Raw genomic sequence first — 25,790 nt, 5'->3', positions numbered from 1 at the left:
GGTGTCCGCCGAAGTCCGTACCGAAGCCGCAAGCACCGCGAACGCCGCCACGTACCGCGGCGCGCGGCCCTTCCGGCTGGCCGTCCCGCCCGTCTCCGGGTTCGTGCGCCCGCGGCAACTGGCCGTGTGCGCCGTCCTCGCCGCCGCCGTCTTCGCCGCCCTGTGCTGGGCGGTGTCGGTGGGCGAGTACGGCATCCCGTTGCCCGACGTCGCCCGCGCGCTGACCGGTTCCGGAGACCCGGGCACCGTCCTGGTGGTACGCGAACTGCGGCTGCCCCGCGCCATGGTGGGGCTGCTGGCGGGCCTGGCCTTCGGCGTGTCCGGGGCCCTGTTCCAGACGATGACCCGCAACCCGCTCGCCAGCCCCGACATGATCGGCCTCACCCAGGGTGCCGGCACCGCGGTGGTCGCCGGCATCGTCCTGGGCTGGGACTTCGGCCTCAACACCCAGGCGCTCGGCCTGCTCGGCGCTCTCGCCAGCGCACTGCTCGTCTACGGGCTGGCCTGGCGACGGGGCACCACCGGCTACCGCATCATCCTCGTCGGCATCGGCATCTCCTGGCTGTGCCTGAGCACCACCGACTACCTCCTCGCCCGCGGCGGCCAGCTGCAGGCCCAAGCCGCGCTCGGCTGGCTCGTCGGCAACCTCAACGGCCGCGACTGGCAGCAAGGCGCGCCGCTCGCCTTCGCCCTCATCGTGCTGCTGCCGACCGCGCTGCTGGTGGGCCGCCTGCTGCGCACCCTCCAGCTCGGCGACGACGTCGCCAAAGGGCTGGGCACCCGGGTCCAGCTCGTACGCCTGACGGTGCTGCTCACCGGCGTCGGCCTGGTCGCCTTCGCGACGGCAGCCGCGGGCCCGGTGGCCTTTGTGGCGCTCGCGGCACCGCAGATCGCCCAGCGGCTGTGCGGCACGGCCTGGCCACCGCCACTGGCCGCCGGCCTGACCGGCGCCCTCATCGTCCTCGCGTCCGACGTCGCGGCACGCGAGGTGATCCCCGGCACCGAACTGCCCGTAGGGATCGTCACCGGGGTGCTCGGCGCTCCGGTGCTGCTCTGGCTGCTCATCCGCGTCAACCGCGCGGGCTCAGGAGGCTGACCGATGACACCCCCGGCGACCGCCGCCGAACCCGCCCTGCGCGCAGAGGCCCTGCACCTCGCTTACGACGATCGTGCCGTCGTAAGCGGCCTCGACCTGGACGTCCCGCGCGGCCGGATCACCGCCATCGTCGGCGCCAACGCCTGCGGCAAGTCGACACTGCTGCGCGCCCTGGCCCGCCTGCTGGCGCCGAAGTCGGGCGCGGTACGCCTCGACGGCCGCGCCCTGCACACCATCCCCACCCGCGAACTCGCCCAGCGCCTCGGCATCCTGCCGCAGTCCCCCATCGCCCCCGACGGCCTGACCGTCCTCGACCTCGTCAACCGCGGCCGCTCCCCGCACCAGACCTGGTGGCGACAGTGGACCAAGGCGGACGAACAGGCCGTACACGACGCCCTCGCCGCCACCGGCACCACCGACCTCGCACACCGCACCGTCGACGAACTCTCCGGCGGCCAGCGCCAGCGCGCCTGGATCGCCATGGCCGTCGCCCAGGGCACCGAGATCCTGCTCCTCGACGAACCCACCACCTACCTCGACCTGGCCCACCAGATCGACGTCCTGGACCTGGTCACCGACCTCAACCGGCACGAGAACCGCACCATCGTCATGGTCCTGCACGACCTCAACCAGGCCTGCCGGTACGCCGACCACGTCATAGCGATGAAGTCCGGCGGTGTCGTGGCCGAGGGCGCACCGGCCGACGTCATCACCGAGCCCACCGTGGCGGACGTCTTCGGCCTCCGCTGCCAGGTGACGACCGACCCGGTCAGCGCCACCCCGCTGGTCATCCCGGTCGGCCGGCACCACCTCCCTGCCGAAAGCGGGGCGAGTCCAGGGACATCGGCCCATGCGTGAACGGACGTACAGAGATCATGCGCCTCGACTGCGGCATCGGCGGTGTCCTCTCAATCACGCGTCTCGCCCTACATCGTCAGCCCCTCGCCTGGACTCGATGGAGCTCCGAGCAGGACTTCCGCCGAGGGCGACTGGGAGAGCCGCAGTGGGCCGACTACCTCGACCGTGCGGCAGGGGAGCGAGAGTGTCAGGTTTCACCTCCCGCCTTGCCCCGCCGCCTCCACTCCACCGGCACCGTCGCCGACAGCCTCAGCTACCCGTTCAAATCCCGCCGTCCCGACACGGTGCGAACGGGCTTCAAGCCCAGGTCAAGGCCTTGATTTCACTTCGGTGAGATCCAGGCCCTTTGATCATTTCCGGGGCCGTCGTCTAACAATTTCCCACGATTGAGTTGAGGAACTCGGCGACTTCGGCGGTCCCTTGCGGTTTGCGCGGCCATCCGTCGACGAGGTGCCCCGGGGCGGGTGTACGGCCCGGTGGTCCGGGCATGCCCGAGCGCGCAATCTAGCAACGGCCGAAACGCTCGGAGCAATCTTTGTTCGGTGCGGATGAAGCCTCCGCGGCCGCACCGGCATCCCCGTACCGTCCGATGCCAATCCGCAGGATCCGCTCTGGCCGGCGGACAGGTGCTAAAGGAGGCGGTATGGCGGGCGTCGTCGGAGCCCTGCTCCACCGGTATCTCGGATCCGGCCGCGCGGTCGGAACGGCGGTGGTCATTGCCGCGCTGCTGGCGACGCTGGCGGCGCTGCTGTTCCCCGTGCAGGCATTCGACGGCGCCCGCTCCATCGCGGCGGCCCGGGAGGGCTGGAAGGACGACGGGCTGGGGACGCGGAGCACTCAGTACGGCCCGCTCAGCGCGCTGGACCGCGACTTCGTGCGCAAAGTGCGGCTCGCCGGACTGTGGGAGTTGCCCGCCGGGCGCCAGGCGCAGGAGCGCAGCGAGCGCGAGCAGGTCCGGATGGCCGGCGACCACCTCGTCGACGGCCACACCGAGCTGGACCGGCGCGCCGTAAAGGCGGGCCGGGCGCTGAAGATCGAACTGCCCAATCAGCCCAACGCGCAGCAGCAGGAATGGCTTACGCAGATGGCGCGGGCCAAGGGCGACGACTACGACCGCACCTTCGCCAACCTGCTGCGCCGGGCGCACGGCAAGGTCTTCGGCCTGATCGGGATCGTCCGGGACCGGACGCGCAACTCGATGGTGCGCTCACTTGCCACCCGGGCCAACACCGTCGTGCTGGATCACATCACCGTCCTCGAGAACACCGGCCTCGTCGACTTCGAGGCTCTGGAGAGGGAGTGACATGGCTCATGAGAATCAACAGACACAGTCACGCGCGCTCGACACGCCCCCTGATCACCCTGGTGGCAGCGTTGGCGCTCGCCGGGAGCGGGGTCGTGGTGGTTAACACCGTGGCCGGCGCCAACGAGGATCCGGCGGCGGCGCAGACCGGGCCGCAACAGCCGGGAGCCGATACCAGGACCATCGACTGTCCGGACATCGGGCTGGCGATGGGGAAGGTGCCCGAGGGGGCGCGGACGGATGTGGCCAAGGGGCTGACCGCGATGGACGCGCAGGTGGCAGGCGCGTACGAGATGCTCGGCACCGGGCAGTTACAGGATCAGGCGATCCTCAAGGACCTTGCCGAACAGCGCGGGCGGAGCATCGGCGCGATTTCGGACGCCGTCGAGAAGGGGGGTGCCGCGCCGCCCGAAGGACTCGAGTCCATGAACAGCTGCCGCATGCAGCCGATCGGCGACGCCGGCGGCGGGGCGGAAGACAGAGGAGACGGCGAACAGCAAGGCGGCGACCAGGGTCAGCAGCGTGGCGGCCCCGTGGCCGAGGACTTCGTCGACATCACCAAGGTCCGGCCGAACGTATCGGACCCGGGGCAGCAGGAGGGCGGCTCCACCGGCTCGTTCACTGTCGACTGCGGCCGCAATGAGGAAGGCCACTTCAACTCGGACAACGTGATCGCCGCCCCCGGCATCGGCAACGGTGCCCATCACGTCCACGACTACGTGGGCAACCTGGCCACCGACGCGTTCACCTCCGACCAGGACCTGGCGCAGGCCGACACGACGTGCGAGCGCGACGACCGCTCGACCCACTACTGGCCGGTGCTGCGCGCGGTTGACGGCGTCACCGAGGGCCAGCCGAACCACGGCGGCCCGGGCGGCGGCGCGGACGGCAACGTCGGCACGGTGCTGAAGCCGGCCGGTGTCACCCTGTCCTTCAGCGGCAGCCAGGCCGGCGACGTGACGGCGATGCCGCAGTTCCTGCGCATCATCACCGGCGACGCCAAGGCGTTCACCAACGGCACGGCGAACGCGAACGCCTCGTGGACCTGCGAGGGCTTCGAGGACAAGGTGCGGCTGGAGGACAAGTACCCGCTGTGCCCGGAGGGCTCGAACGTGATCCGCAGCCTGGAGTTCCAGAGCTGCTGGGACGGGGCGAACACCGACAGCGGCAACCACCGCGACCACGTCGCCTTCGCCCGCGAGGACGGCTCCTGCCCCGAGGGCTTCACCGCGATCCCGCAGCTGACCCAGCAGATCTCCTACGACGTGCCACGCGGCGGGAACGTACCGGAGGAGACACCGTTCGCGGTGGACAGCTTCCCTGAGCAGCTGCACAAGCCGGTGACCGACCACGGCGACTTCATCAACGTCATGCCGGAGGAGCTGATGGCTGAGGCTGTGGAGTGCATCAACAGCGGGAGAGACTGCGGGTGATACGGGAGCACGGCGGCGGCCCCGGAGCTCAGAGCTCCGGGGCCGCCGCCGTGTGAGATCACATCACAGGCCGTTGACGCGTGCCTGCCGGACCGGGTCGAAGGAGCGCAGCGCGTCCCCGGTGGCGCGCGCCCCGCGGCCGAGGACCAACCGGTGGTGGCGCATCCTCGCCAGCAGCCGCCGCCCGCGCAGGGTCATCTCCAGCTCAAAGCGGCTGCGCGGGTCGCGCAGCGCCGGGCCGAAGAGCTTCTCGACCTGGCGCATGCGGTAGCGCACCGTCTGCGGGTGCACCTCAAGGATCTTCGCGGCCTCGGGGACGCCGCCGCCCTCGAGCCAGGCAAGGAGGGTGCGCTCGAAGCGCGCGCTCTGGCGCGGGGTGAGCTCGTCGAGGGGCTGCAGCCACCGCGCTGCCAGGGCGCGGGTGAGCGACTCGTCCTGCAGCATCAGCAGCTCCGACAGGTACTCATCGACGACCAGGACCCGCTCTTCGCCCGCGCCGTCGCCCGGGCCGAGCTCCAGCAGCCGGGACGCCCAGCGCACCGACGACGCGGTGACGCCCAGCGGTACGACATGCCCGATCGCCGCAGCGCGGCCACGCAGCACCCCTTGGACCACGTCCCGGATCTCGTCGTACGGACCGGGGTCAGGGACAAGCAGGCACACGTCGCCCTGCACCGGCCCGGCCAGCGCGTTGCCGAGGGCGGTGGCCAGCTGGGGGATCTCGCCGGGCCAGGAGAGGACCACGGCCCGTACGGTGTCGGGCAGCGGCCAGCGCGCCGCTTGGGACAGCTCGGCCAGGCACCGGGAGGAAGCCGCGGCCTCCTGCTGGCCGATGAGCACGCCGCACAGCCGCCGGCGGGCCCGGTCGATACGGACCGCATCGCCGAGCGGCGGCTCCGCTTCCACCTCGTCCGCCTCATCCAGCCCGTCCACCTCGGCGGCAGCACCCGCCGGCCGACGGGGTAAGCAACCGACCGCGGTAAGCAAGGCCTGTTCCACGGCCCTCGGTATGTCGTCCTCTTCGTTATCCGGAAATGCAGCTGCAAATCGGGGAATTGCGCTCCGCAGCTCGTCGACCACCTGGCGGGCGACGGCTGAGACTTCCTTGCGTGCCACGCGAGGGCGCCCTTTGCGTGGGAGCGATCGCACGAGATCGACTAAGTCGCTCATCTTGTACCTCGTTCCTGCCGGGTCGGGCCGGGCCCGGTGCGGGGTGGTCAGGCCCGTGAGGGTCCCCCCGGATCCCTGGTTGGTCATCATCGACAGCCGGACTACGGAGCCGCGACGCCACCACAAGAATTTGTCACAGCGCGATAACTTCTGGGTCCGTTCCGCCGGGCTCGGCGATGCTGTGCATCCCGGCTGGAACCATCCGGTCGCGGAGAGTGAAGAAATCTGCACAGCTCGCCACCGAATCGCCATGCTTTGGCAAATCAACGATTCGTTGCACGTTTGGGAGCCTGATGTCCCTACTGACGAACCGGACTTCCCGACCGCAGCAGACCACCGCCGCCCGTTCGGCCCGCTCGCACCGCAGACGACCGCGCACCGGCCCACCGCCGGACCGGGACCGTCCGCCGCGTACGGGCGCGGTGTGGACGGCATTCGGTCTCGCCGCCACGATGGCCGTGCTCTTCGCCGTCAGCGGCGGGTCGTTCTCGCGGACCGCCGCATTCCTCGACTTCGGCGCCGGGGTGCTCGCGCTCGTCGCCCTCACCGGCGCAACGCTGTGGGGCCTGGTCGCCGCCGAGCGGAAGCTCCTGATCCCCGACCACCGCCTGGTGGCGCAGGCCGTGCACCGCGGGCTCGCGGTGTCCGGGCTCGGCTTCCTGGCGCTGCACGTGGGCGTGAAGATCGCGGCCGGTTCTGTGACCACGGCCCAGGCGCTGCTTCCGTTCGAGACCCTGCGCCGCGCCCCGCTGATCGCGCTGGGCACCGTCGCCGGCTATCTCTTCCTCGCCGTGGCGGTGACCGGCGCCGTGCGCGGCGCCTTCGCGCGCAAGGGCGGCTCGCGCGGGTGGCGCGGGCTGCACATGGGTGCGTACGTGGCCTGGGGGCTGGCGCTCGTGCACGGCCTGAAGGCCGGCCGGCCCGCGGCCGGCTGGGTGTCGGCGATGTACGGGCTGGCGCTGGCCGGTGCCGTGGTGGCGCTGGCCTGGCGGCTGGCGCCGAGCCGCAACCCACCGCGCGCCCCCGGCTCCGGCTCCGGCGGGCCGGCCAAGCGGAGGGCCACGCGATGACCTCCATCGTGCCCCGGCCCGTCTCCGCCGCCCCCGCCGCACCCCCGGTGCTCAGCTACGGGCCGCCGCGGCTGCTGGCCGGGCTCACGCCCGGCAGCTTCCCGGGCGGCGGGCGGCTCGACCGGGTCGGGCACCTGACGGTGCACGGCACCCTGCCGCGGCTGGACGCCTGGGAGCTGGTCGATCTCGCGGAGAACACCGCGCTCCACGGCCGCGGCGGCGCGCACTTCCCCGTCGCGTACAAGCTCCGCGCCGTCATCGAGGCCGCCGCCCGGGGCGGCCGGGCCCGTACCGCCGTGGTGGTCAACGGCACCGAGGGCGAGCCGAGTTGCCTGAAGGACACCGCGCTGCTGCTGCGCGCGCCGCACCTCGTCCTCGACGGCGCCGAACTGGCTGTCGACGCGCTGGGCGCCGAGCGCCTGTGCGTGGGCGTAACGCGCAAGGATGTGGCGGCCTCGGTGCGCGCCGCCGTCGCCGAGCGCGGCCCTCGGCGGCCTGTGGCCGAGGTCAGGCAGCTGCCCGAGCGGTTCGTCACCGGCGAGTCCAGCGCCCTGGTCAGCGGCCTCGGCCAGGGTCCTGCACTGCCGACCGGCAGCAGGATACGTACCAGCGACAGCGGTCTTGACGGCCTGCCGACCCTGCTGTCCAACGCCGAGACGTTCGCCCAGCTCGCCGTCGCCGGCAGGCTCGGCGCCCTGGGCTTCCGCGACGTGGGCCTGCCGGACGAGCCGGGCACGGTCCTGCTGACCGTCGCCGGGTCGCACGTACTGGAGGTGCCGACCGGCGTGCCGCTGCCGTACGTGCTGGGCCTGTGCGGCAGCCACCCGGGCCAGGGGGTGCTCGTCGGCGGCTACCACGGCCGCTGGCTGGACCCGCGCTCGGCGTGGCAGGCCCGCATCGCGGATGCCTCGCTCGAAGGGCTCGGCTCCCGGCTCGGCGCGGGCGCGGTGCTGCCGCTGCCGGTCGAGACCTGCCCGGTCGGCGAGACGCTTCAGGTGGTGCGGTGGCTGGCGGCCGAGTCAGCGGGCCAGTGCGGGCCCTGCGTCATCGGCCTGCCCGCGCTCGCCGACGAACTCGAGCGCGCCGCCGCAGGGCCGCGCGGGCAGCCGGGGGCGGGCGCGGCCGCGCTGCGGGGCCTGCGGGCCCGGACCGAGGCCGTGAAGAAGCGCGGTGCCTGCAGCCACCCCGACGGCACGGCCGGCTTCGTCGAGTCCGCGCTGGACGTCTTCGCCACCGACTTCCGCCGGCATGCGGAAGGCGACGGCTGCGGCCGCCCGGTGCTCGGCGCGCTGCCGGTGCCCGTGCAGGAGTCAAGAGCACCGGGGTCAAGAGCGCTGGGGCCAGGAGCGCCCGGCGACGACCGCCGCACGGACCTGCGGCTGGTCGTTGACTGGGTGCGCTGCCAGGGCCATGGGCTGTGCGCCGGAGCCGCGCCCGACCTGGTCGAGCTCTCCGGCGACGGCTACCCGACGCGGGCCGACTACGGCGTACCACAGCGGCTCGGCCGGCAGGCCACGCGGGCGGTGCGCCGCTGTCCGGCGCTGGCGCTGCGCGTGGAGAAGTGAGTACGGCGCTGAGCCCGGCGCCGTTCACTGCCCCGAAGGCTTTGACGGAGAAAAACAACTTTTCTCGCACCAGGCGCGACAGTCGCAAGACTCCCGTTCAGGCACTCTCGAAGGGAGCAGCGATGAGGAACCACCGAAGTGTGAAGCTCGCCGGCGCGGCCCTCCTGGCAGCCCTGCTGACAGCGGCGTGCGGCGACACCTCCGGACCCGCCGGCACCAGTTCGGTGGCCGACTCCGAGTACGGCGCCAAGGAGTCGGCCGGCACGGACAGCAAAGACTCCGGCGGTTACGACGCGGGAGACTATGGCTCCGGCGGAAATGAGGCGGGCGGCGCGGGTGGCGGCGCGCGCACCGGACCCGCCGGCACGCTGACCCTCACCGCCTCGGACAAGCTCGGCTCCGTAGTCACCGACGCCAAGGGCTGGACCCTCTACCGCTTCGACAAGGACACCGCCGACCCGCCGGCCTCCAACTGCGACGGCGACTGCGCCACCACGTGGCCCCCGGTGCGCGCCGACGAACCGGACGCCTCCGACGGCATCGACCCCGAACTGATCGGCTCGGTCAAGCGCAAGGACGGCACCCAGCAGCTCACCATGAACGGCTGGCCCGTCTACCGCTACGCGAAGGACAAGGAGCCCGGCGACACCACGGGCCACGGCGTCGGCGGCACGTGGTCCGCCATCTCCAAGGACGGCGGCAAGGCGAGCACGAGCGGAGCGGGGCAGCAGGACGCGGAGCAGCAGGAAGAAGCGGCACCACTGCGCGCGGAGCAGAACGCCCAGCTGGGCGAGAAGATCCTCGTGGACGCCAAGGGCCGCACGCTCTACCGCTTCGACAAGGACAGCGCCTGGCCGATGAAGACCGCGTGCACGGGAGAGTGCCTGACGACCTGGAAGCCCGCGAAACCCGTCGACAAGAACGCCGTCCAGGACGTGAAGCAGAAGCTGGTCAACACCTTCACCCGGCCGGACGGCAGCAAGCAACTGGCGATCGACTGCTGGCTGCTGTACTGGTACACCGGCGACAAGAAACCCGGAGACATCAACGGCCAGGGCGTGAAAGGCGTATGGCACGCGGTAAAGCCGGACGGCAAGAAGATCACCTCCTGACGCGGCCATCAGCCAGACGCTTCCCGGGCCGTTGTCGCTAACTGGCATGAGGTGCGACCTCGGCCGGGAAGGGTCACCATGGGCACCAAGGCTGACCATCCCCGCGAAGTCGTCGTACGAACGGGGGAGGAGGCCCTGGACCACCCACTGACCGTCTACGTCCGCCAGGACGCGCTCTTGCCGAAACTGGACGCTTGGATCGAAGCAGCCCGACGCACCGTCGCGGACTGTAACCGTCGTATAGAGCGCTACCGGGCCGCTCTGGAAGCCGGCACCGACCCGGCGCTGGTCGCCGAGTGGATCCGCACCGCCCAGGCCGAGCAGGCCGCTGCCCAGCAGCAGCTGGCCACCGCCGCCCGGCGCAAGCGGGAGATCCTCACCGAGCAGCAGATCCACGACATGATCAAGGCGCTCGGCGACATGACGGACCGTCTCCAGGCCGCCGAGCCACAGGACAAGGCTCCGCTGTACGACGCCTTCGGGCTCCAGCTGACCTACAAAGCAAAGACGCGGACCGTGATCGTTGAATCACAGCCCGCGTCAGATATGTGCGCAATTGCGTGTCCGAGGGGCGAGTTTCCCTGGGAGCCCACGGAATGCCAGCGCGCCCGGCGCAGCAATCCTGTCAGCAATGCTGGAACTGGCCCGGTAGGCGATGGGGCCGCCGCAGCGCCGTGAGGTGTCTTCGGGGACCGCTGGTGGTCTGGGTGTCGCCCAGTCACAGACTGCACTCGGTGGGCGTTATGTCCGAGGGCTCGATCGCGGCACCTGGGGGCCCAACTGCGGGTTCCGTACGCAGCAAGGAACATATCGATGAGCGCGTCGACCTCGGCTGTGCCGACGGGCCGGTTTGACAGTAGGTAGCGGTAGTAGAGGCTGCCGCAGTGGACTTCGGCGGGGAAGGTCAGATCCGTCTCGGCGGCCAGTTCGCCGGAGTGCTGCGCGCGCGTGATGCGTTCGAGGGTGCGCTGTTCGACGGTGGCCAGGAAGCGTCGGTGCGGTTCTGCTCGCAGGTCGGGATTCGCTTGCGCTTCGGCGATCGCGGCACGGTAGACCGGGCGATCGCGCTGTGGCTGGCCGTCCCGGCCGCCGGCCATGGACAAGGTGTTAGCCGAGCAGGTCCCGGGCGCGGGCGAGTTGTTCGCTCTGCTTCAGCCAATCCGATCCGTCGAAGCTGAGGACGGCACGTTCGGCGCCGGCCGCGGCGTACGCTGCCAGGTGTTCGGCTGCTTCGGCCGGGCTGCCGGTGACGGGGACACGGGCGGCCTGCTCAGCCGCCATACCGTGCGTATCGACGAGGGTGCGGACGAAGGAGTCGCGGGCGGCGGTGTCGCCGCTGAGCTGGGCGTGGCCGCCGACGGTGACCGATGGAGTGGGGCGGCCCTGTGCCGCCGCCAGGTCGGCCAGGCGCTCGGTGCTCTCGCCGAGCTCCTGGGGCGTGAGGAGCGAGGGGAACCAGCCGTCCCCGTAGCGGGCGGCGCGGCGCTGCGCCGCCGCGGAGGTGCCGCCGATGAGCACGGGCGGCATCGGCGCCGCCGGGGCCAGCCGGAGGCCGTCCGCCTCTGCGCCTTCGACGAGCCGGGGCAGCACGGTGAGGGCGTCGTCCGTACGGCGCCCCCGTCCGGCCTTTTGTGCACCGACCGCCGACCAGTACGGCGCCTCGGGGTAGCCGCCGATGCCCACGCCCAGCAGGACCCTGTTGCCCGAGACGTACTGCAGCGTCTGCAGCTGCGCGGCCACTGCTGCGGGCTCACGCAACGGCAGTACCAGCGTGCTGAAGCCCAGCCGCAGGCGATCGGTGGCCGCCGCTGCGGCGGCGAGAGCGGCCACGGGTTCGAGAGCGGGTGTGCCGTCACCGATGGTGAGGTCCGCCACCCACGCGGATTCGAAGCCGAGCCGCTCCAGGTGACGGGCGGCCCCCTGGATGCCGCCGACCGCCGCCAGTTCGTCCAGCGAGCCAAGCGAGGGGAGAGTGACGCCGAGGTGCAGCACGGTGATCCTTCCGAAGCCCATTCCTGTGTACGGCACGAGCCTGCAACCTCAACCAAGGTCGAGGTCAAGGTCGAACGACCGCAACAGCCACGTCCCTCAGCAGGCCGGCCTCCGAGTTAGCATCATGAGCGGCACCCCTTCGCGCTGCGGGCTCACTAGTGCTGTGACCGCGAACCTTCACCGGGTTGCTGGGCCGGCGATTATAGGGATAGGTAGCTCCTGGCTCCTTCCGGTCGCGGTACGGTCCTGCCATGTCCCGATCAGCCGATATTGGCCTCTCTCAGCCCCCGGTCACCGCCGATGACCTCGACCTTGCCGTGCAGCTTGCTGTGGCAGTCCTTCGCGAGGCGCCCCCAGCCGCTTGGGAAGGCAAGGCCGGTTCGCTGGAATGGGACTGCTGGGAGACCGTCGAGCACCTCAGCGACGACCTCTTCGCTTACGCTGCGCAACTGGGCCCCAAAGCACCGCCCTTGGACGGTGATGTGCCCTTCGTGTGGGAGAGTCGGCGGCCCGGCGGGCCGGCGAACGCCATTCACGCGGACCGCGAGGCGGGGCCTGCCGGCTTGCTGCAGGTCCTGGAAGCGAGCGGTGCGCTGCTGGTCGCCATGGTGCGCACGACGCCGCCGCGGGCCCGCGCTCACCACGGCTTCGGCGTCTCGGATCCGGAGGGCTTCGCCGCGATGGGGATCGTGGAGACTCTGGTGCACACGCACGACCTGGCACAGGGGCTCGGTCTCGCATGGAGCCCGCCTGCCGATCTGTGCGCGCGGGTGCTCGCCCGGCTGTTTCCGGACGCGCCGTCGTCCACGGATCCCTGGTCCACTCTCTTGTGGGCCACTGGACGCGCTGAACTACCCGGACAGCCTCGTCTCACCACGTGGCGCTGGTACAGCACACCCCGGGCATAGGCTCAGGCGTCTCCGCCGCAAAGGAGAGGTTCGGTCGGGGTCGGCTTGTCAGGCTGCTGCCGAGATCGGTCCGCCACCCCCAGCGGATGCCTTTCTCGCTTCGGACGCGGGCGCGTTCCCTGCGTTCGGCGGCTAGAACGTCGCGGTGACGGGCGTTCGCGTTGCGTCAGCGCAGGTAGGCGTGCAGGGCACGGGTCTGCACGGTGTGGCTGGGATAGTTCGAGTTGGCGATGGTGAACTGCCTCAGCGGTCCGAAGTGCGTCTCGATCGGGTTCGCCCATGAGGCGTAGGCCGGGGTGAAGCACAACTCGACCTTGTGCTTCTTCACCCAGCGACGGATGGCGGCGCCTTTGTGGGCGGACAGGTTGTCCAGGATGACGTAGGTCGGCGCGCCTTCGGACCGGGTGGCGCGGATCGATTTCAGCGCGGCCAGCGTGTTCGCCGCACCTTTCTTGCGGCGGATGATGCCCCACAGGGTGTCGTCACCGACTGAGTAGCAGCCGTGGAAGTACCGCACGCCATGGGTGCGCTGGAAGGTGACACCGCGGTGGGCGAGCAGGCAGCGCGCGCGTCGCGCTGTCATCGACGACTCCACCGAACCACCACGGGCCATACGAACCGGGCCCGGTCCGCTCGCCGGACCCTAGGCAACGTTTGCGCAGGCCAACCATTGTGCTCCCGCCTCGCTACGCAACCGACGCACGGCACGGGCCGGCCCACCCCGGTCCGTATCCGAGCGGCGGACAGTCCGGCGGGTTTGGGCACCCACGTGACGCTGACCTGCTCCCACGAGTAGAAAGGAGCAATGGCAGAGCGTGCGCGCATCCGGGAAAGCGCTGAGGATGTCGAGGCGGTCACCCGTGCGGTACTGACCGCCTCGCGGCTGCTGGTGGCGGTCTCCGCGCGGTCGCTGGCCGCGGTCGAGGACACCGTGACGCTGCCGCAGTTCCGGGCCCTGGTCGTGCTGTCCACGCACGGGCCGTCGAAACTGGTGGACCTCGCCGAGCAGCTCGGAGTCAATCCGTCGACCGCGATGCGGATGGTTGACCGGCTCATCGCCGCCGGCCTGGCCTCGCGCAGCCCCAACCCCGCCAACCGCCGGGAGCGCAGCCTTGGCCTGACCGCGGCCGGAGAGCGCATCGTGGAGCAGGTCACCGCACGGCGCCAGGCGGAGATTGCCTCGATCGTCGAACGGATGGCGCCGGCGCAGCGGGACGCGCTCGTGGCCGTGCTGACCGCGTTCGCCGAGGCCGGTGGCGAGCCCGACGCCGGCCGCGCGGGTGGCGCCGACCGGTATCCGCTGGGCTGGGACGAGCCCAGCGTCGCGTCGTCCTGAGCCCGGCGCCGCATCACACGTCCAGGCGCAGCTCGGCCTCGCACAGCTTGGCACGCGCCCGTGCCAGGTCCGCGCTGCGGCGATCCAGCACCAGGTACAGGAAGAGCCCCTGGTGGCGTCGTTGGTTGAGCGGGCGGATCACATGCAGCTCGTCGTCGAGCGTGACGACGATGTCCTCCATGCGGGCCGGGTGGTAACCCAGCAGCTCCAGGGCGGCAAGCTTGGCGCGCACCACGTCGGTGTCCGCATCAGCGGCCTTCTCCAGGTTCGGGCCGCGGCCGGTGTGCACGCCGGCCAGCATGAAGCGGCTCACATAGTCGACGAGCGCCACCGCGAGCGCTCCTCGCACCCCGGCGGCAACTCCCTGCAGCAGTGACGTGGTGTCGTCCATGGCGCACGGTCCTCCCCAGACAGGCAGCTACGGCCGCCGACCAGGCTTCCCGGCTCACCAGGAGGCATCCGCCCGTGAACGCCTCCACTGCACTCATGTTTGCACAGAGCAACATCGACCGTGGCCGCTTCCCCGGATTGCCCGTCGGCGCCGCCGAAGTGTGGCTGAGCAGGGGGCTTTACTACCGCTTGGTACGACGCTGCCGCCGAGCGTGCGGGCGGCTACTGGGGTTCCTGGGTACAGGCTTAGAACTTCCCGGGGAACTTCCGGGCGAGCAGGAGGTAGCCGACGAGGCACGCCGCAATGATCAATCCAGTGACGCGCTCAGCTGTCATCGGCCCCCTCCGTCCCTGCGTCCCGATCGGGTTTCAGCCCTCGATTTTGAGTGTGCCCGGCCTCCGGACCGGCGAACAGACCTCGTCGCCCGTTGCTCGTCCCGTCGCGAGCGGGCCGGTCGTTTCTGATTGCCAGGGTCCGGCAATCCCGGAGACCCATTGATGGGCGCTAACGATCGGTCAAGAACGCATCAGGATCCGGTAAGGTCCGTCGCGGTGTGCCGGGAAGTCTGGTCGGCGAGCAGGGAGAGATCTCTTCAATCCCGATCGGGGGCGTTCGCGGTGGTCTTGGTCTGTGTGTTCGGGGTGGCGCTGCTGGTCGCGGTGCTGCTGTCCGGCCTGGCTGCGCGGTCCGTGCTCTCCACATCGCTGCTGTTCCTGCTCGGCGGAGCGCTGGTCAGCGACGGCTTCCTCGGGCTGATCCACATAACGCCGGACAGCGAGATGGTGTCCGTGACCGCGGACCTGGCGCTGTTCGCGGTGCTCTTCACCGACGGCATGCACGTATCGCTGCCGGCGCTGAAGTCCGGCTGGCGCAACCCGGCCCGGGCACTTGGACTGGGGATGCCGCTGGCGTTCGTCGGCATGGCACTGCTCACGCACTACGTGGTCGGTCTCGACTGGACGACGTCCTTCCTCGTCGGCGCCGTACTCGCCCCGACCGACCCCGTGTTCGCCTCCGCGATCGTCGGCCGCAAGGAGGTTCCGGCGAAGCTCCGGCAGCTGCTGAACGTCGAGTCCGGCATCAACGACGGGCTGGCGCTACCGGTGGTGCTGCTGCTGATCGCCGCGGCGGGCCCGGCAGCGGGACACGCCGAGGCATCGGCGTCGAAGATTGTGCTGGAGCTGGTGCTCGGGCTGGCCTTCGGGCTGGTGGCGCCGCTGCTGGTGACCTGGCTGGTGCGTTTCAAGCTGCTGGGGGCGGAGCCGAAGCTGCAGCCGCTGTTGCCCCTGGCCGTCGGCGTGATCCTCTACGGTGCCTGCCACCTCACCCACGCCAACCCCTACCTCGCCGCGTTCTCCGCCGGCGCCGTCTTCGCCGCGGTGGCACCGGAGTCGAAGGCTGTCTTCGAGCCGCTGGGTGAGCAGTTGGCGGAGCTGGCGAAGTTCGCCGCGCTGCTGGTGTTCGGGGCGCTGCTGACGCCGCAGCTGTTCGGCGACCTGTCCATCGGCGGCTACGTCGCCGTGGTGCTGGCGATCGTGCTGATCCGCCCCGCCTCGCTGCTGCTGTCGCTGATCGGCACCCGCTTCGACCGGCGGGAGCGGCTGTGCGCGGCCTGGTTCGGGCCGAAGGGCTTCGCGTCGGTGGTGTACGGACTGCTGGTGCTGCAGTCCGGCATCCCGCAGGCCGAGGAGGCATTCACGCTGATCGCGGTGTGCATCGCGGTCTCGATCGTCGCGCACTCCTCCACCGACGTGCCGATCGCGCGGGCCTTCGACGTCGAGGAACTGGTCGGCATTCCGGACGACGCCCAGGACGAGCGCAGCGGCCAGGAGGGCGCCCGGCGGAACGGACACGAGACGGTCCCCGGCGCCCGCCGCGACGACAAGGAGGGCGATGGTGCGCGCGCGTGACCTGGCCGAGGACTACACGCGAAACTGCCTGCCGCCGACCTCATCGAACAACTCAATTGCGGGCCCTGCCGAGCAGAACACGGTCGGGCGCCGGGACAGGGAGTGTTCCCACCGGACCGGGCTGGTAGCTGTCCTCGACCGTACTGAAACGCCTCCCATTGCTGGCCCCCGCAGCCCAAGCGGACCGGTCAGCGCTGGGGTAACGAACCGGAGGTGACCTGACGTCCAGGTCGTCCGTCGGCCACGCTGTGCCCTCACGCTCCGGACGCCGCCCGACTGCCGACTCGCACATCGCCGGCCCGGGATGCCGGCGCGGCCGGCAAGGAGGAGATTCCGCCGTACCGGAAGAAGGCATTCGCCGTCGGACACCTGGACAACGGCAAGGTCCAGCCCGGCTGGAGCCAGGCACCTGCCGGCCGTCCGGCCGTTACCGCAACCACGCAGACAAGGACATACGCATGTTCGGGACGGCGCACATAATCCTCCTCGCCTATGTGGTGATGGCGCTCGGAGCCGCCGCCCTTGCCGTCTCCGCCGTACTGGCTGTGCATGCCATCCGGCGGGACGTACGGGGCATCCGGCGGGAACTGACTCGACTGAACGACAGGCTCGAGTGAGGCCACCAGCCACCTTCGGGACCCGGCGGCGGCTGTCCCGATGCGGCGGTTCGGCAGCCGGGGCGGCAGCGGTCGGGCGGCAAACACCGGTCTCCTACCTGCCGCCCGCCGAAGGCACCCGCCTCCAGAAGACGGGCGGAGTCAGCAACGTGGCGATATTGGTATAGAGGACGCCGACCACCACCAGCGCCAGCGTGAGGTTTCCCGCGGCCCACTGCACCGCCGTCAGACCGGTCGAAATCATCACATTCGCTGCCAGCATTCCGGGGCGCTGTCTCCTGCCGCGCGGGGACATCAGCCGTGCGGCGATCCACTCCGGCGGCAGCATGGCGGACCCGCCCGCGAACACCGCTCCCGCCCCGAGGCAGGCGCCGATCACCGGATTCGGCGCGACCACGGCGGCGATGCCCCAGAGCGCGGCACCGGCCAGGAACATCAGCCGGACCAGCGGCGGCAGCCGGACTCGCCCCTCGGCCCATACCCCCGCGTCATCCGGGTACCGGCGCAGCGATTCCGCCCACCGCTGGTGCACTGCCACTCGCGCGGCCTGGAGCCTGTCGTTCCGGGTGCTGTACGCGGTCGGCCCCGGCAGCCTGATGCGTCTGCCGTCGCGGCAGGTCACCCACAGCTGTGCGCGGGACCCGGCACGCCACCACCGACCCCGTTCCAGCTCGATGGCGAGAATCTCGTGCCAGGCGGCGAAGCGCCACCGCAGCGGTGAACGGGCCTGGATGCCGTGCCTGTCGACGACCGTCGTCATTTTCAGCGACAGGGTGGCCAAGGCCACAGCCACGAGCATCACCAGGCAGGCTCCGGTGAACCCACGCCCGTCCGGGGCGGGCCCGCCCCGGGCCTGCTCTGCCGGCAACTCCCCGACGGCGTATCGGCCCATCACGTAGACGGCCCAGCAGAACGCGGCGCCTCCGGCGGCGGCGAGGCCGCACATGGCAGCTCCCCACCAACCGAACGCGCTCGGCCGGTACACCAAGTGCCTGCTGCCATGGCCCGTCTCAACCCCGACCACCGCCCACCCCTTCGTCTACATGCGCCGTGCCCGCCCACGGCACTGGCCAGCAGATACCACGTAATGACTCCGCTCAGGCCACGCACGGCAGCAACGATCGCCGTCGCCGCGAGGAGTGCGACTCCGATCAACAGCACGACGTACACGCGGTCAGCCATGCAGGGGAAGCTAAATGTGACCAGGGGGCGTCGTCTGCTGCAGATTCAGGCAGACTGGAAGATCCGAACGCTGCTGGAAACCGACCCCACCAGGCTGCTCAATCGGCCTTGGCGGCGGTGATCAACGTGATCGACGCCAATGCCAGGTCGATGAGCTCAACTTTCTCAGTGGACAGCCCGGCGCGCCGCATCTCATACGCCAGGCACGCCCTTGAGGTAGGCACTCCAGAACGCCTTCCTGAGCGGACGGCCCACCGGTACACCCGCCCGGGCCCTGTCCGCCTCCGTCGCCCATGCGGCGCCGCCGCCCGGCCGCTGTCGATCTCAGCGTCGGCGACCACAACCGTGCCACCGCCGACGGCGACCCGGCTGATCTCCGCCAACCCGAGGCGTGGATCTCCCCAATGCCGCACCGAGAGGGTGGAGACGACCAGGTCGAAGACCGCATCGGCAAAGGGAAGTTCCTCTGCGCGGGCCTGCAGCCACTGGGGGCACGCACTGACGTCCGCCTGATTGATCATCGCGATACAGGGATCCACACCGATGACCGACGCATGCGGAAAACATTCGGCCAAGGCCCGGGGCAAGCGCCCGGTACCGCAGCCGACATCCAGAATCCGTGCGGGCTCGGAAGTGCGACGGCGAACGCGGGCGAGCACCTTGCGGTGCACCGGCTGGTACACCATCTCCTGCAACTGGCTGCGCTCATAATGAGCGGCCCAGCCATCGAAGCGGTGCCGCCGGCCGGGAAACGCACCCTCCGCGTCGGCTCGGGACCCCATACGGGAAGCGTCCCACCTCGCTGCCGCCGGACAACCCTACGTCCGTGCGCACCTTTCAGGATCGGACGCCGCTGTCCGCGGCGGCGGAAGCCGCTCCCGTCACAGCAGCGTCAGCGCCAGCACCGCGCCGAGCAGCACCGCTGCCCACCACACCGTGAGATGTGTCGCCCACGGCGATACGAGCCGCGCTCCCGGCCGCACCATTGCGGTGGCGGCTCCGGCCAACCGGTGCACCCGGGAGACCAGCGACGCCCTCACCCCGCTGCCGAGCCGCGGCACCGTACGGGTCAGGGCCTGCAAGCCGCGCGGCAGCAGCCGGCGGTAGACGACGTCCACGTCCAGGTTCACCGAGCGCAGCTCCGGCGGGTACAGGCCGGTGCGGATCAGTACGGTGAAGGCCATGGCGGCCAGCAGCAGCAGCTGCAGCTGGTTCACCACGTGCGCCGTCGTGTACGGGGCATAGTCCATCTCGTACGGCAGAAGTGCGTACAGCAGATCCGGCGCCGTGCCGATCACGATGCAGATCAGGGCGGCCAGGGCCATCGCCGCGCGCATGTTCAGCGGGGGTTCGCTGACCCGCAGCCCGCGGTCGTGGGCGAAGAACGCGAAGTAAGGGATCTTGATGCCCGCGTGGTGGAAGACGCCCGCCGAGGCGAAGAGCAGCAGCAGCCAGGCCAATGTGCGGTGCTCCTGACCCACGGCCTCTATGATCAGCGACTTTGTGGCGAAGCCGGAGAACAGCGGGAAGGCGGAGATCGAGGCCGCGCCGACCATGCACAGCGCCGCGGTCTGCGGCATCGACTTGTAGAGACCGCCGAGTTCAGAGCCTTTCGTTGTGCCCGCGCGCAGCAACACCGCGCCCATGGCCATGAACAGCAGGCTCTTGAACACCATGTCCGCCACCGCGTGCGCACCCGCCCCGTTGATGCCGAGGGCGCCGCCGATGCCGACGCCGGCCACCATGAAGCCGAGTTGGTTGATCATGCTGTACGCCAGCACCCGGCGCAGATCGTTCTCGATCACCGCGTAGAAGATCGGGAAGACCGCCATGGCGACCCCGACCCAGATCAGCGCCTCGGTGCCGGGGAAGCCGCGGGCGAGGACGTACACGGCCAGCTTCGTCGTGAAGGGCGACAGCGCCACCGTGCCGACCGCCGTCGCCTCCGGGTACGTGTCCGGCAACCACGCGTGCAGCAGCGGGAAGGCGCACTTCAGGCCCGCGGCCAGCAGGATCAGCACGCCGGAGGCGCTGTCCGCGCCGAGTCCGGCGAAGCCGATCCCGTGGCCCTCGTGCACCCGCAGCGCGATGCCGGTCAGCATCAGCAGGCCAGAGGTGAGCTGGGCGATCAGATATCTCATCCCGGCGCGATAGCTGCGCTCGGTGCGGCCCGCCCAGATCAGGCAGGCCGATGACAGCCCGGCCAGTTCCCAGCAGACGAAGAGCGTGACCAGGTCGCCGGCGAGTGCGCCGCCGACCGCCGTGCCCGCGTAGAAGACGATGGCGGCCTGCTGCAGCGGGTCGTTGAGGTGCAGGGCGTAGATCGCGGTGAGCAGGGCGGCGATCAGGAAGCCGGTGGCGAAGAGGCGGGAGAGGTCGTCGATCCGCAGCGGGGTGAGCTCCAGGCCGAGGAAGACGAAGCTGCCGCCGGTTCCCCCCGGCAGCAGCCACAGCAGCACCAGGCCCGCCGCCGGGAGCAGCAGCATCAGGGCGCCGCGCCACCGGCCGCGCAACAGCGGCAGGGCAGCGGCGCCGAGCATGAGCACCAGGGCCGGGTTAGTCGTCATCGCGGTCCCGCTCCGGCGGCTCGTAGTAGTCCTCGTCGCGCATCAGAAATCTGCGCAGCCCTTTGGCCGCGAGCACCAGCGCCACGCTGCCGGTGAAGCCGTACAAGGCGTAGAAGGCGGGCCACTTCTCGACCGTGAAGTGCGGGTGCTTGACATAGAGCAGGTCGGCGAGCAGGGCGAGGGTGCAGAAGGCGACCAGCGCGTACACGATCCGGGTCACCGTGCGCGGATCGTCCAGTGGGCGGCGTCTGCGGCGACTCACGGCAGCTCCAAGGTCGCGGACAGCGGGTCGAGTACCGTCTGGGCGCCGAAGAACAGGGCGACGCAGCCGAGCGCGGTGACGAGCAGCGGCACGGTCAGCACGGCCGTCGCGTCACCGCCGCGGAGCGGATCGGGTGGCGGGCGCAGGAAGGCTCGGACCACGATCGGCACCAGATACGCAACGGCCAGCAGCGACCCGGCCAGCAGCACCACGATGGGGACGACCTGACCGGCTTCCGCAGCGCCGAGGAGTATCAGCCACTTGCTCCAGGTGCCGCCCGCCGGCGGCAGACCGACGATGGAGGCGGCGGCGACAGCGAACGCGGCGAAGGTCCACGGCATCTCGCGCCCGACGCCGTCCAGTTCGCTGACCCGCGTACGGCCGGTGCTGACGGCGATCGCGCCCGCACAGAGAAACAGGGTGATCTTGGCGACGGCGTGCGTGGCCAGATGCAGCGCACCCCCGGCGACGGCGACGTCGGTGGCCATGGTCACGGCGAGCACGATGTACGCGAGCTGGCTCACGGTGGAGTATGCGAGCCGGCGCTTGAGGTCGTCCGCCCGCACGGCGACCACACCGGCGGCGAGCAGCGTGAACGCCGCCACCCACAGCATCGGCCGCGCGGCCCCGCTCTCCCGCAGGGTGTCCAGGCCGAAGACGTACACGGCGACCTTCAGCACCGTGAACACGCCCGCCTTGACCACCGCCACGGCGTGCAGCAGCGCCGACACCGGAGCGGGCGCGACCATGGCGGCGGGCAGCCAGCGGTGCACGGGCATCAGCGCCGCCTTGCCAATGCCGAAGAGATAGAGCGCGAACAGCACGGTGAGGGTGGCCGGTCCGGCGTGTCCGCCGAGCAGCCCGCCGGGCCGGAAATCGGTGCTGCCGGCCAGCGCCCACGTCCACACGATCGCCGGGAGCAGCAGGCCGATGGACGTGACCAGCAGGACCAGGGCGTAGGTACGGGAGCCGCGGCGGGCCCGCTCGGTGCCGTTGTGCGCGACCAGCGGCCAGGTGGTCAGGGTCATCAGCTCGTAGCCGATGAGCAGGGTGACCAGGTTGCCGGAGAACGCGATCCACATCGCGGAGGCAATGGTCAGTGCGAAGAAGACGAAGAATCTGCCGTGCGCCGGCGCCGACACCGCACGCAGGTACCCGGCCGCGTATACACTCGTCAGCGGCCACAGCACCGCGGCGACCGAGGCGAACAGCAACCCCAGGGGCTCCAGCGCGAATTCGAGCGTCAGCCCCGGCAGCCAGTCCCACAGCGCGAACCGCGGCCCGTCGTCGACGGCGGGCCAGAGCGAGCCGACTACCCCCGCGAGCACGAGGCCGCCGGCCGCCGAGCACACGTCGCGGGCGAGCGGCCGGTGCCGCAGCAGGACGACGGCGGCGCAGACCAGCAGGGGGACGGCCACCGCCGCAGGCAGGGCAATGGCACGGTCGGAGGAGGTCCAGGCGGCGGACACCTCAGCCACCTCCGCTTCCGGCGCCTGTGAGCAGGGCCGAGGCCGCGGCGTCGGCGAGACGGCCCGGCAGCTCGGAGTCGATGCCGAAGTAGAGCGACAGCACCACCAGGAACCAGACGACAGCGGTCATGGAGGCGGGCAGCCGCTTCGGTTGCCCGTCCGTGGCGTGGCCAGGAGCGTCCTTGGGCTTGCCCGCGCCCGGCTCGCGGCGGAACCACACCGCCTCCACGATCCGCCCCACGTACACCAGCGCGAGCAGCGAGCTGAGCAGCATCGCGGACAGCACCACCCACTGCCCCCGCTCGACCAGCGCCACCGCGAGCGCCCACTTGCTGACGAAGCCCGCGGACGGCGGCAGGCCGATCAGCCCGATCCCGGCCACGGCAAGGGCGGCAGCCGGCCAGGGCAGCCGCCGCCCCAGCCCTGCCAGCGCCGTGATCCGCACCGACCCCAGCCGCAACAGCAGCAGTCCGGCGAGCGCGAACAGCGCCGCCTTCGTCACGCCATGCATGATCATGTGGAGGTACGCGGCGGACACCCCTGCCTCAGTGGCCAGGCTGATTCCGGCGAGGATGTAGCCGATTTGGGCGACGCTCGACCAGGCCAGCACGTACCGCAGGTCGTCCTGGAAGCACGCGGCCGCCGAGCCCACCAGCATGCCCGCCACAGCCAGCAGCAGCCCGATCCGGTCCAGCGGCAGCTTCCCGAACACCAGCGAGGCACCGAAGACGGTGAACGCCAGCCGGCAGAGCACATATGCCGCCACCTTCGTTCCGGTCGCGGCCAGGAAGGTGCTCACGGCGGCCGGCGCCTCCCCGTACGCGGCGGGCAGCCAGGCGTGCAGCGGGAAGACCGCCATCTTCACGGCGAGCCCGGTGAACAGCAGCACCACGGCGGCCTGCAGGGCGCGGTTGTCGTGCTCCGCGGTCACCCGCTGCGCCAGGTCGGCCATGTTCAAAGTGCCGGTGACCGCGTACGCCATGCCGATGCCGAGCAGCACGAAGGTGGCCCCGACGGTGCCGAGCACCAGATAGCGGAAGGCGGCGATCAGCGCCCGCCGGTGCCGCCCCATCGCGATCATCGTGTACGTAGAGAGCGAGCTGATCTCCAGGAACACGAAGGCGTTGAAGATATCGCCGGTGACGGACAGCCCCAGGAGTCCGGCAAGCGTCAGGCACAGACATGCGTACACCAGCGGCGCCCGCCGGTCATCGACCTCGGCGGCGATGCCGCGGCGGCCGTAGAGGGCCGTCGCCACCGCGGTCAGCGAGACCAGCAGCAGCACGGGGACGTTGAAGCCGGCGACCACGAACTCGATGCCGTACGGCGGCTGCCAGCCGCCCACCGCATACCGCAGCGTCCCGCCACTGTTGACCCGCACGGCGAGCGCGACGGCGCAGCCGAGCGCGGCCAGGGCGGAGAGGAGGAAGAGCAGCCAGGCGACGGTACGGGAGCGCAGGACGACGGTGAGGGGCGCGGAGAGGAGGGGTACGGCGAGCTGCAGCACCGGCAGTTGCTGGGTCACGGGCTGCCGCCGTCCCGACGGTAGGGCGGCGAGTCAGCTGTGGCCGTGTCGTCCGGGGCCGCGTCGGTGGCATCCTCGTCCGCCCGCTCCGCCTCCTCCGCCTGCTCGTCCTTCTCGATCTCGTCCTCCTCGACGGTCCCGTACGTCTCGAAGATCCGCACGGCCAGGGCGAGGCCCACGGCGAGGGTCGCGACGCCGACCACGATGGCGGTCAGGATCAGCACCTGCGGAAGGGGGTGGGAGTACGTCTCGACCTTGTCCGAGATGATCGGGGCGCTGCCGCCGTCCCGCTTGCCGAGGCTGATGTAGAACAGGAAGACACCGGCCTGGAACAAGGTCAGCCCGATCAGCTTCTTGATCAGATTGCCGTGGGTGATCACCACGTACAGACCGATCAGCATCAGCGCGAAGAACGCCCAGTAGACGTAGTGCGTCGCGATCACCGCGCCACCCCCCGGCTTGCGAAGCCGAAGAAGATCGTCGTCATGACCGCGCCGACTGTGATACCGATGGCCGTCTCCACCGCGAGAATGCCGTAGTGCTGCCCGGACTCCCGGTGCTGCGGGTCAAGTTCGCCGTAATCGAGGAAGGGGCCGCCGAGCGCCACCGTGGCCAGGCCGAGGCCGATGAACACCAGCAGACCCAGCGCGACGAGGAGCCACAGCACGGTCTGCGGGATCATCCGCTGCGCCCGGTCCAGACCGAAGACCAGCCCGTACAGTACGAAGCCGGACGCGAAGATCACTCCGGCCTGGAAGCCGCCGCCGGGGCCGTAGTCGCCGTGGAAGAGCACGTACAGCGCGAAGAGCAGGATCAGCGGCATCAGCGCGCCGCTGACCACGCGGATCACCCGGTAGTCGGCGAGGTGGAAGTCCGTGCCCGGCAGGGGCCGTTCCCTGCTCGATGAGCTTGGAGGCAGACTCAGCAGCGACAGCACCGCCAGCCCCGCCGTGAAGACCACGACCAGTTCACCCATGGTGTCCAGGCCGCGGTAACTGGCGAGCACCGAGGTGACGGTGTTGGGGATGCCGATGTCCTCCTGGGAGCGGTGCAGATAGACCTCGGTGAGCGGGTGCCGCTGCACGGGAGTGTCCGCGGCGCCGAACTCCGGCAGGTCGGTTGCGGCATAGCCGAGTGCACCGCCCAGCAGCAGTACGGCGATGGCTCCCGGCAGCCGGCGCCGCCGGGGCGTGACCGCCTCCCGGGACCTGGTGAGCGCGAGCACGCCGAGCAGCAGCACCGTGCTGATGCCGACGCCGACCGCGGCCTCGGTGAACGCCACGTCCACGGCGTCGAGCAGGACGAACAGACTCGCGGTCGTCAGGCTGAACAGCGCCGCCAGCATGGCGGCCTCGTACAGCGCCCGCAGCCGGGCGATGGTCACCGCGGTCGCCGTGAGAATGGCGAGCAGAGCGATGTTGATGAGGGTGAAGGTCGGCATCAGCGGCGCGGGTCGCCCTCCTGCCAGACCGGGACGCCGTCGCGGCGCGCGGCGTGCGCCAGGACGTGCGTGGCGGTCGGGCTGGTCAGGGTGAGGAAGAGCAGGATGATCAGCAGTCGTACGGCGGTGCCCCAGGAGTCGGAGCGCAGCAGCAGACCCAGCAGGATCAGCCCGGCGCCGGCGGTCTCGGTGATGCCGGCGGCGTGGATACGGGTGTAGAAGTCGGGGAAGCGCAGCAGTCCGACGCCGCCGGTGAGCACCGCCGCGCCGCCGAGGCCGAGCAGTACGCCGCTGATCAGTTCGAGGACGGTCATGTGCGCTCACCGTCCCGGGTGCCGCGCAGCAGCTCCTGGTAGTGGGTCAGCCGCAGCACGGCGATGGTCGCGACGAAGTTGACGAGCGCGTACAGGATCCCGATGTCGAGGAACTCGGGCCGGCCGAAGAGGAAGCCGGCGATCGCGATGAACAGCACCGTCTTGGTGCCGAACATATTGACCGCAAGGATGCGGTTGTAGCGGCCCGGCCCGATGAAGGCCCGCAGCAGCACGAGCACCATGGTGACCAGGAGCGCGGCCATGACGGC

General features: G+C 70.7%; 27 protein-coding genes and 1 pseudogene. 12 read left to right on the top strand and 16 right to left on the bottom strand.

Features of this window, described 5'->3' with window-relative positions; genetic code table 11:
* Nucleotide 1 precedes the first annotated feature (1 nt).
* The 4 genes from ACNNMR_RS38185 to ACNNMR_RS38170 all read left to right on the top strand — a co-directional run bounded on the left by ACNNMR_RS38185 (nt 2) and on the right by ACNNMR_RS38170 (nt 4,690).
* The gene (locus ACNNMR_RS38185) at nt 2–1,096 is read left to right on the top strand and encodes a FecCD family ABC transporter permease (protein WP_419999302.1); all 1,095 of its coding nucleotides are present in this window, start codon (nt 2–4) and stop codon (nt 1,094–1,096) included.
* A 3-nt stretch (nt 1,097–1,099) separates the two neighbouring features.
* A complete protein-coding gene (locus tag ACNNMR_RS38180; protein ID WP_419999301.1) occupies nt 1,100–1,954 on the top strand; it encodes an ABC transporter ATP-binding protein in 855 nt (284 codons plus the stop codon).
* Between the two features lie 643 nt (nt 1,955–2,597).
* Nucleotides 2,598–3,257, top strand: coding sequence for a DUF4142 domain-containing protein (locus ACNNMR_RS38175; RefSeq protein WP_419999300.1), 660 nt, complete (start codon nt 2,598–2,600; stop codon nt 3,255–3,257).
* Between the two features lie 8 nt (nt 3,258–3,265).
* Nucleotides 3,266–4,690, top strand: a complete 1,425-nt coding sequence (locus tag ACNNMR_RS38170; protein WP_419999299.1) for a DUF1996 domain-containing protein — start codon at nt 3,266–3,268, stop codon at nt 4,688–4,690.
* A 63-nt stretch (nt 4,691–4,753) separates the two neighbouring features.
* Here ACNNMR_RS38170 and ACNNMR_RS38165 read toward each other — a convergent pair whose 3' ends face one another.
* A complete protein-coding gene (locus tag ACNNMR_RS38165) occupies nt 4,754–5,623 on the bottom strand; it encodes a PucR family transcriptional regulator (protein WP_419999298.1) in 870 nt (289 codons plus the stop codon).
* 530 nt (nt 5,624–6,153) lie between these two features.
* Between ACNNMR_RS38165 and ACNNMR_RS38160 the strand changes: the two genes are divergently transcribed.
* The 4 genes from ACNNMR_RS38160 (at nt 6,154) to ACNNMR_RS38145 (ending at nt 10,285) form a co-directional block, all read left to right on the top strand.
* Complete coding sequence (locus ACNNMR_RS38160; RefSeq protein ID WP_419999297.1) at nt 6,154–6,930, top strand: hypothetical protein; 777 nt, start codon at nt 6,154–6,156, stop codon at nt 6,928–6,930.
* Nucleotides 6,927–8,495: an NADH-ubiquinone oxidoreductase-F iron-sulfur binding region domain-containing protein gene (locus tag ACNNMR_RS38155; protein ID WP_419999296.1), complete on the top strand. Its 1,569-nt coding sequence runs from the start codon at nt 6,927–6,929 to the stop codon at nt 8,493–8,495. Before ACNNMR_RS38160 ends, ACNNMR_RS38155 begins: the two co-directional genes overlap by 4 nt.
* 122 nt (nt 8,496–8,617) lie before the next feature.
* Nucleotides 8,618–9,607: an SCO0930 family lipoprotein gene (locus ACNNMR_RS38150; RefSeq protein WP_419999295.1), complete on the top strand. Its 990-nt coding sequence runs from the start codon at nt 8,618–8,620 to the stop codon at nt 9,605–9,607.
* Nucleotides 9,608–9,685: 78 nt separating this feature from the next.
* On the top strand, nt 9,686–10,285 hold the full coding sequence (locus tag ACNNMR_RS38145) for a hypothetical protein (protein WP_420000669.1): 600 nt from the start codon (nt 9,686–9,688) through the stop codon (nt 10,283–10,285).
* 140 nt (nt 10,286–10,425) lie between these two features.
* Here ACNNMR_RS38145 and ACNNMR_RS38140 read toward each other — a convergent pair.
* Nucleotides 10,426–10,704, bottom strand: a pseudogene (locus ACNNMR_RS38140) (TetR-like C-terminal domain-containing protein); the annotation flags it as partial.
* Nucleotides 10,705–10,714: 10 nt separating this feature from the next.
* Entirely contained in the window at nt 10,715–11,635 is a 921-nt protein-coding gene (locus ACNNMR_RS38135; protein WP_419999294.1) for an LLM class flavin-dependent oxidoreductase, read from the bottom strand.
* 215 nt (nt 11,636–11,850) lie between these two features.
* On the opposite strand from ACNNMR_RS38135, the gene ACNNMR_RS38130 reads away from it, so the two are divergent.
* Nucleotides 11,851–12,507: a hypothetical protein gene (locus ACNNMR_RS38130; protein ID WP_419999293.1), complete on the top strand. Its 657-nt coding sequence runs from the start codon at nt 11,851–11,853 to the stop codon at nt 12,505–12,507.
* Between the two features lie 166 nt (nt 12,508–12,673).
* Here the strand turns inward: ACNNMR_RS38130 and ACNNMR_RS38125 are convergent, their stop codons facing one another.
* The gene (locus ACNNMR_RS38125; RefSeq protein ID WP_419999292.1) at nt 12,674–13,090 is read right to left on the bottom strand and encodes a transposase; all 417 of its coding nucleotides are present in this window, start codon (nt 13,088–13,090) and stop codon (nt 12,674–12,676) included.
* A gap of 222 nt (nt 13,091–13,312) precedes the next feature.
* Here ACNNMR_RS38125 and ACNNMR_RS38120 point away from each other — a divergent pair, with 222 nt between their 5' ends.
* On the top strand, nt 13,313–13,843 hold the full coding sequence (locus tag ACNNMR_RS38120; protein WP_419999291.1) for a MarR family winged helix-turn-helix transcriptional regulator: 531 nt from the start codon (nt 13,313–13,315) through the stop codon (nt 13,841–13,843).
* 13 nt (nt 13,844–13,856) lie between these two features.
* Here the strand turns inward: ACNNMR_RS38120 and ACNNMR_RS38115 are convergent, their stop codons facing one another.
* The gene (locus ACNNMR_RS38115; RefSeq protein ID WP_419999290.1) at nt 13,857–14,234 is read right to left on the bottom strand and encodes a hypothetical protein; all 378 of its coding nucleotides are present in this window, start codon (nt 14,232–14,234) and stop codon (nt 13,857–13,859) included.
* A 245-nt stretch (nt 14,235–14,479) separates the two neighbouring features.
* Nucleotides 14,480–14,569, bottom strand: a complete 90-nt coding sequence (locus tag ACNNMR_RS38110) for a K(+)-transporting ATPase subunit F (protein ID WP_419999289.1) — start codon at nt 14,567–14,569, stop codon at nt 14,480–14,482.
* Nucleotides 14,570–14,851: 282 nt separating this feature from the next.
* Between ACNNMR_RS38110 and ACNNMR_RS38105 the strand changes: the two genes are divergently transcribed.
* Together ACNNMR_RS38105 and ACNNMR_RS38100 are read left to right on the top strand one after the other, a co-directional pair.
* Nucleotides 14,852–16,144 carry a cation:proton antiporter gene (locus ACNNMR_RS38105; RefSeq protein ID WP_419999288.1) on the top strand — a complete coding sequence of 431 codons (1,293 nt, stop codon included), beginning with the start codon at nt 14,852–14,854 and terminating at the stop codon, nt 16,142–16,144.
* A gap of 458 nt (nt 16,145–16,602) precedes the next feature.
* Nucleotides 16,603–16,761: a hypothetical protein gene (locus ACNNMR_RS38100; RefSeq protein ID WP_419999287.1), complete on the top strand. Its 159-nt coding sequence runs from the start codon at nt 16,603–16,605 to the stop codon at nt 16,759–16,761.
* A gap of 94 nt (nt 16,762–16,855) precedes the next feature.
* On the opposite strand, the gene ACNNMR_RS38095 is transcribed toward ACNNMR_RS38100, so the two are convergent.
* The 10 genes from ACNNMR_RS38095 to ACNNMR_RS38050 all read right to left on the bottom strand — a co-directional run bounded on the left by ACNNMR_RS38095 (nt 16,856) and on the right by ACNNMR_RS38050 (nt 25,784).
* On the bottom strand, nt 16,856–17,707 hold the full coding sequence (locus ACNNMR_RS38095) for a PH domain-containing protein (RefSeq protein ID WP_419999286.1): 852 nt from the start codon (nt 17,705–17,707) through the stop codon (nt 16,856–16,858).
* A gap of 334 nt (nt 17,708–18,041) precedes the next feature.
* The gene (locus ACNNMR_RS38090; RefSeq protein ID WP_419999285.1) at nt 18,042–18,725 is read right to left on the bottom strand and encodes a class I SAM-dependent methyltransferase; all 684 of its coding nucleotides are present in this window, start codon (nt 18,723–18,725) and stop codon (nt 18,042–18,044) included.
* Nucleotides 18,726–18,824: 99 nt separating this feature from the next.
* The gene (locus ACNNMR_RS38085; RefSeq protein WP_419999284.1) at nt 18,825–20,510 is read right to left on the bottom strand and encodes a Na(+)/H(+) antiporter subunit D; all 1,686 of its coding nucleotides are present in this window, start codon (nt 20,508–20,510) and stop codon (nt 18,825–18,827) included.
* Nucleotides 20,500–20,772, bottom strand: coding sequence for a hypothetical protein (locus ACNNMR_RS38080; protein ID WP_419999283.1), 273 nt, complete (start codon nt 20,770–20,772; stop codon nt 20,500–20,502). Before ACNNMR_RS38080 ends, ACNNMR_RS38085 begins: the two co-directional genes overlap by 11 nt.
* The gene (locus ACNNMR_RS38075; RefSeq protein ID WP_419999282.1) at nt 20,769–22,250 is read right to left on the bottom strand and encodes a proton-conducting transporter membrane subunit; all 1,482 of its coding nucleotides are present in this window, start codon (nt 22,248–22,250) and stop codon (nt 20,769–20,771) included. The genes ACNNMR_RS38080 and ACNNMR_RS38075 overlap by 4 nt, the downstream gene beginning before the upstream one ends.
* Nucleotides 22,243–23,766, bottom strand: a complete 1,524-nt coding sequence (locus ACNNMR_RS38070; protein WP_419999281.1) for a monovalent cation/H+ antiporter subunit D family protein — start codon at nt 23,764–23,766, stop codon at nt 22,243–22,245. Before ACNNMR_RS38070 ends, ACNNMR_RS38075 begins: the two co-directional genes overlap by 8 nt.
* Nucleotides 23,763–24,209 (bottom strand): cation:proton antiporter subunit C, encoded by a 447-nt coding sequence (locus ACNNMR_RS38065; RefSeq protein WP_419999280.1) that lies wholly within the window; start codon nt 24,207–24,209, stop codon nt 23,763–23,765. The genes ACNNMR_RS38070 and ACNNMR_RS38065 overlap by 4 nt, the downstream gene beginning before the upstream one ends.
* Complete coding sequence (locus tag ACNNMR_RS38060) at nt 24,206–25,207, bottom strand: DUF4040 domain-containing protein (RefSeq protein ID WP_419999279.1); 1,002 nt, start codon at nt 25,205–25,207, stop codon at nt 24,206–24,208. Before ACNNMR_RS38060 ends, ACNNMR_RS38065 begins: the two co-directional genes overlap by 4 nt.
* Nucleotides 25,207–25,521 (bottom strand): monovalent cation/H(+) antiporter subunit G, encoded by a 315-nt coding sequence (gene mnhG, locus ACNNMR_RS38055; protein ID WP_419999278.1) that lies wholly within the window; start codon nt 25,519–25,521, stop codon nt 25,207–25,209. The genes ACNNMR_RS38060 and mnhG overlap by 1 nt, the downstream gene beginning before the upstream one ends.
* Nucleotides 25,518–25,784: a monovalent cation/H+ antiporter complex subunit F gene (locus tag ACNNMR_RS38050; RefSeq protein WP_419999277.1), complete on the bottom strand. Its 267-nt coding sequence runs from the start codon at nt 25,782–25,784 to the stop codon at nt 25,518–25,520. Before ACNNMR_RS38050 ends, mnhG begins: the two co-directional genes overlap by 4 nt.
* Nucleotides 25,785–25,790 lie beyond the last annotated feature (6 nt).

The sequence above is a fragment of the Streptomyces boninensis genome, assembly GCF_048572725.1.
Lineage (GTDB): Bacteria > Actinomycetota > Actinomycetes > Streptomycetales > Streptomycetaceae > Streptomyces > Streptomyces boninensis.
This window is presented reverse-complemented; position numbering and strand designations above follow the sequence as displayed.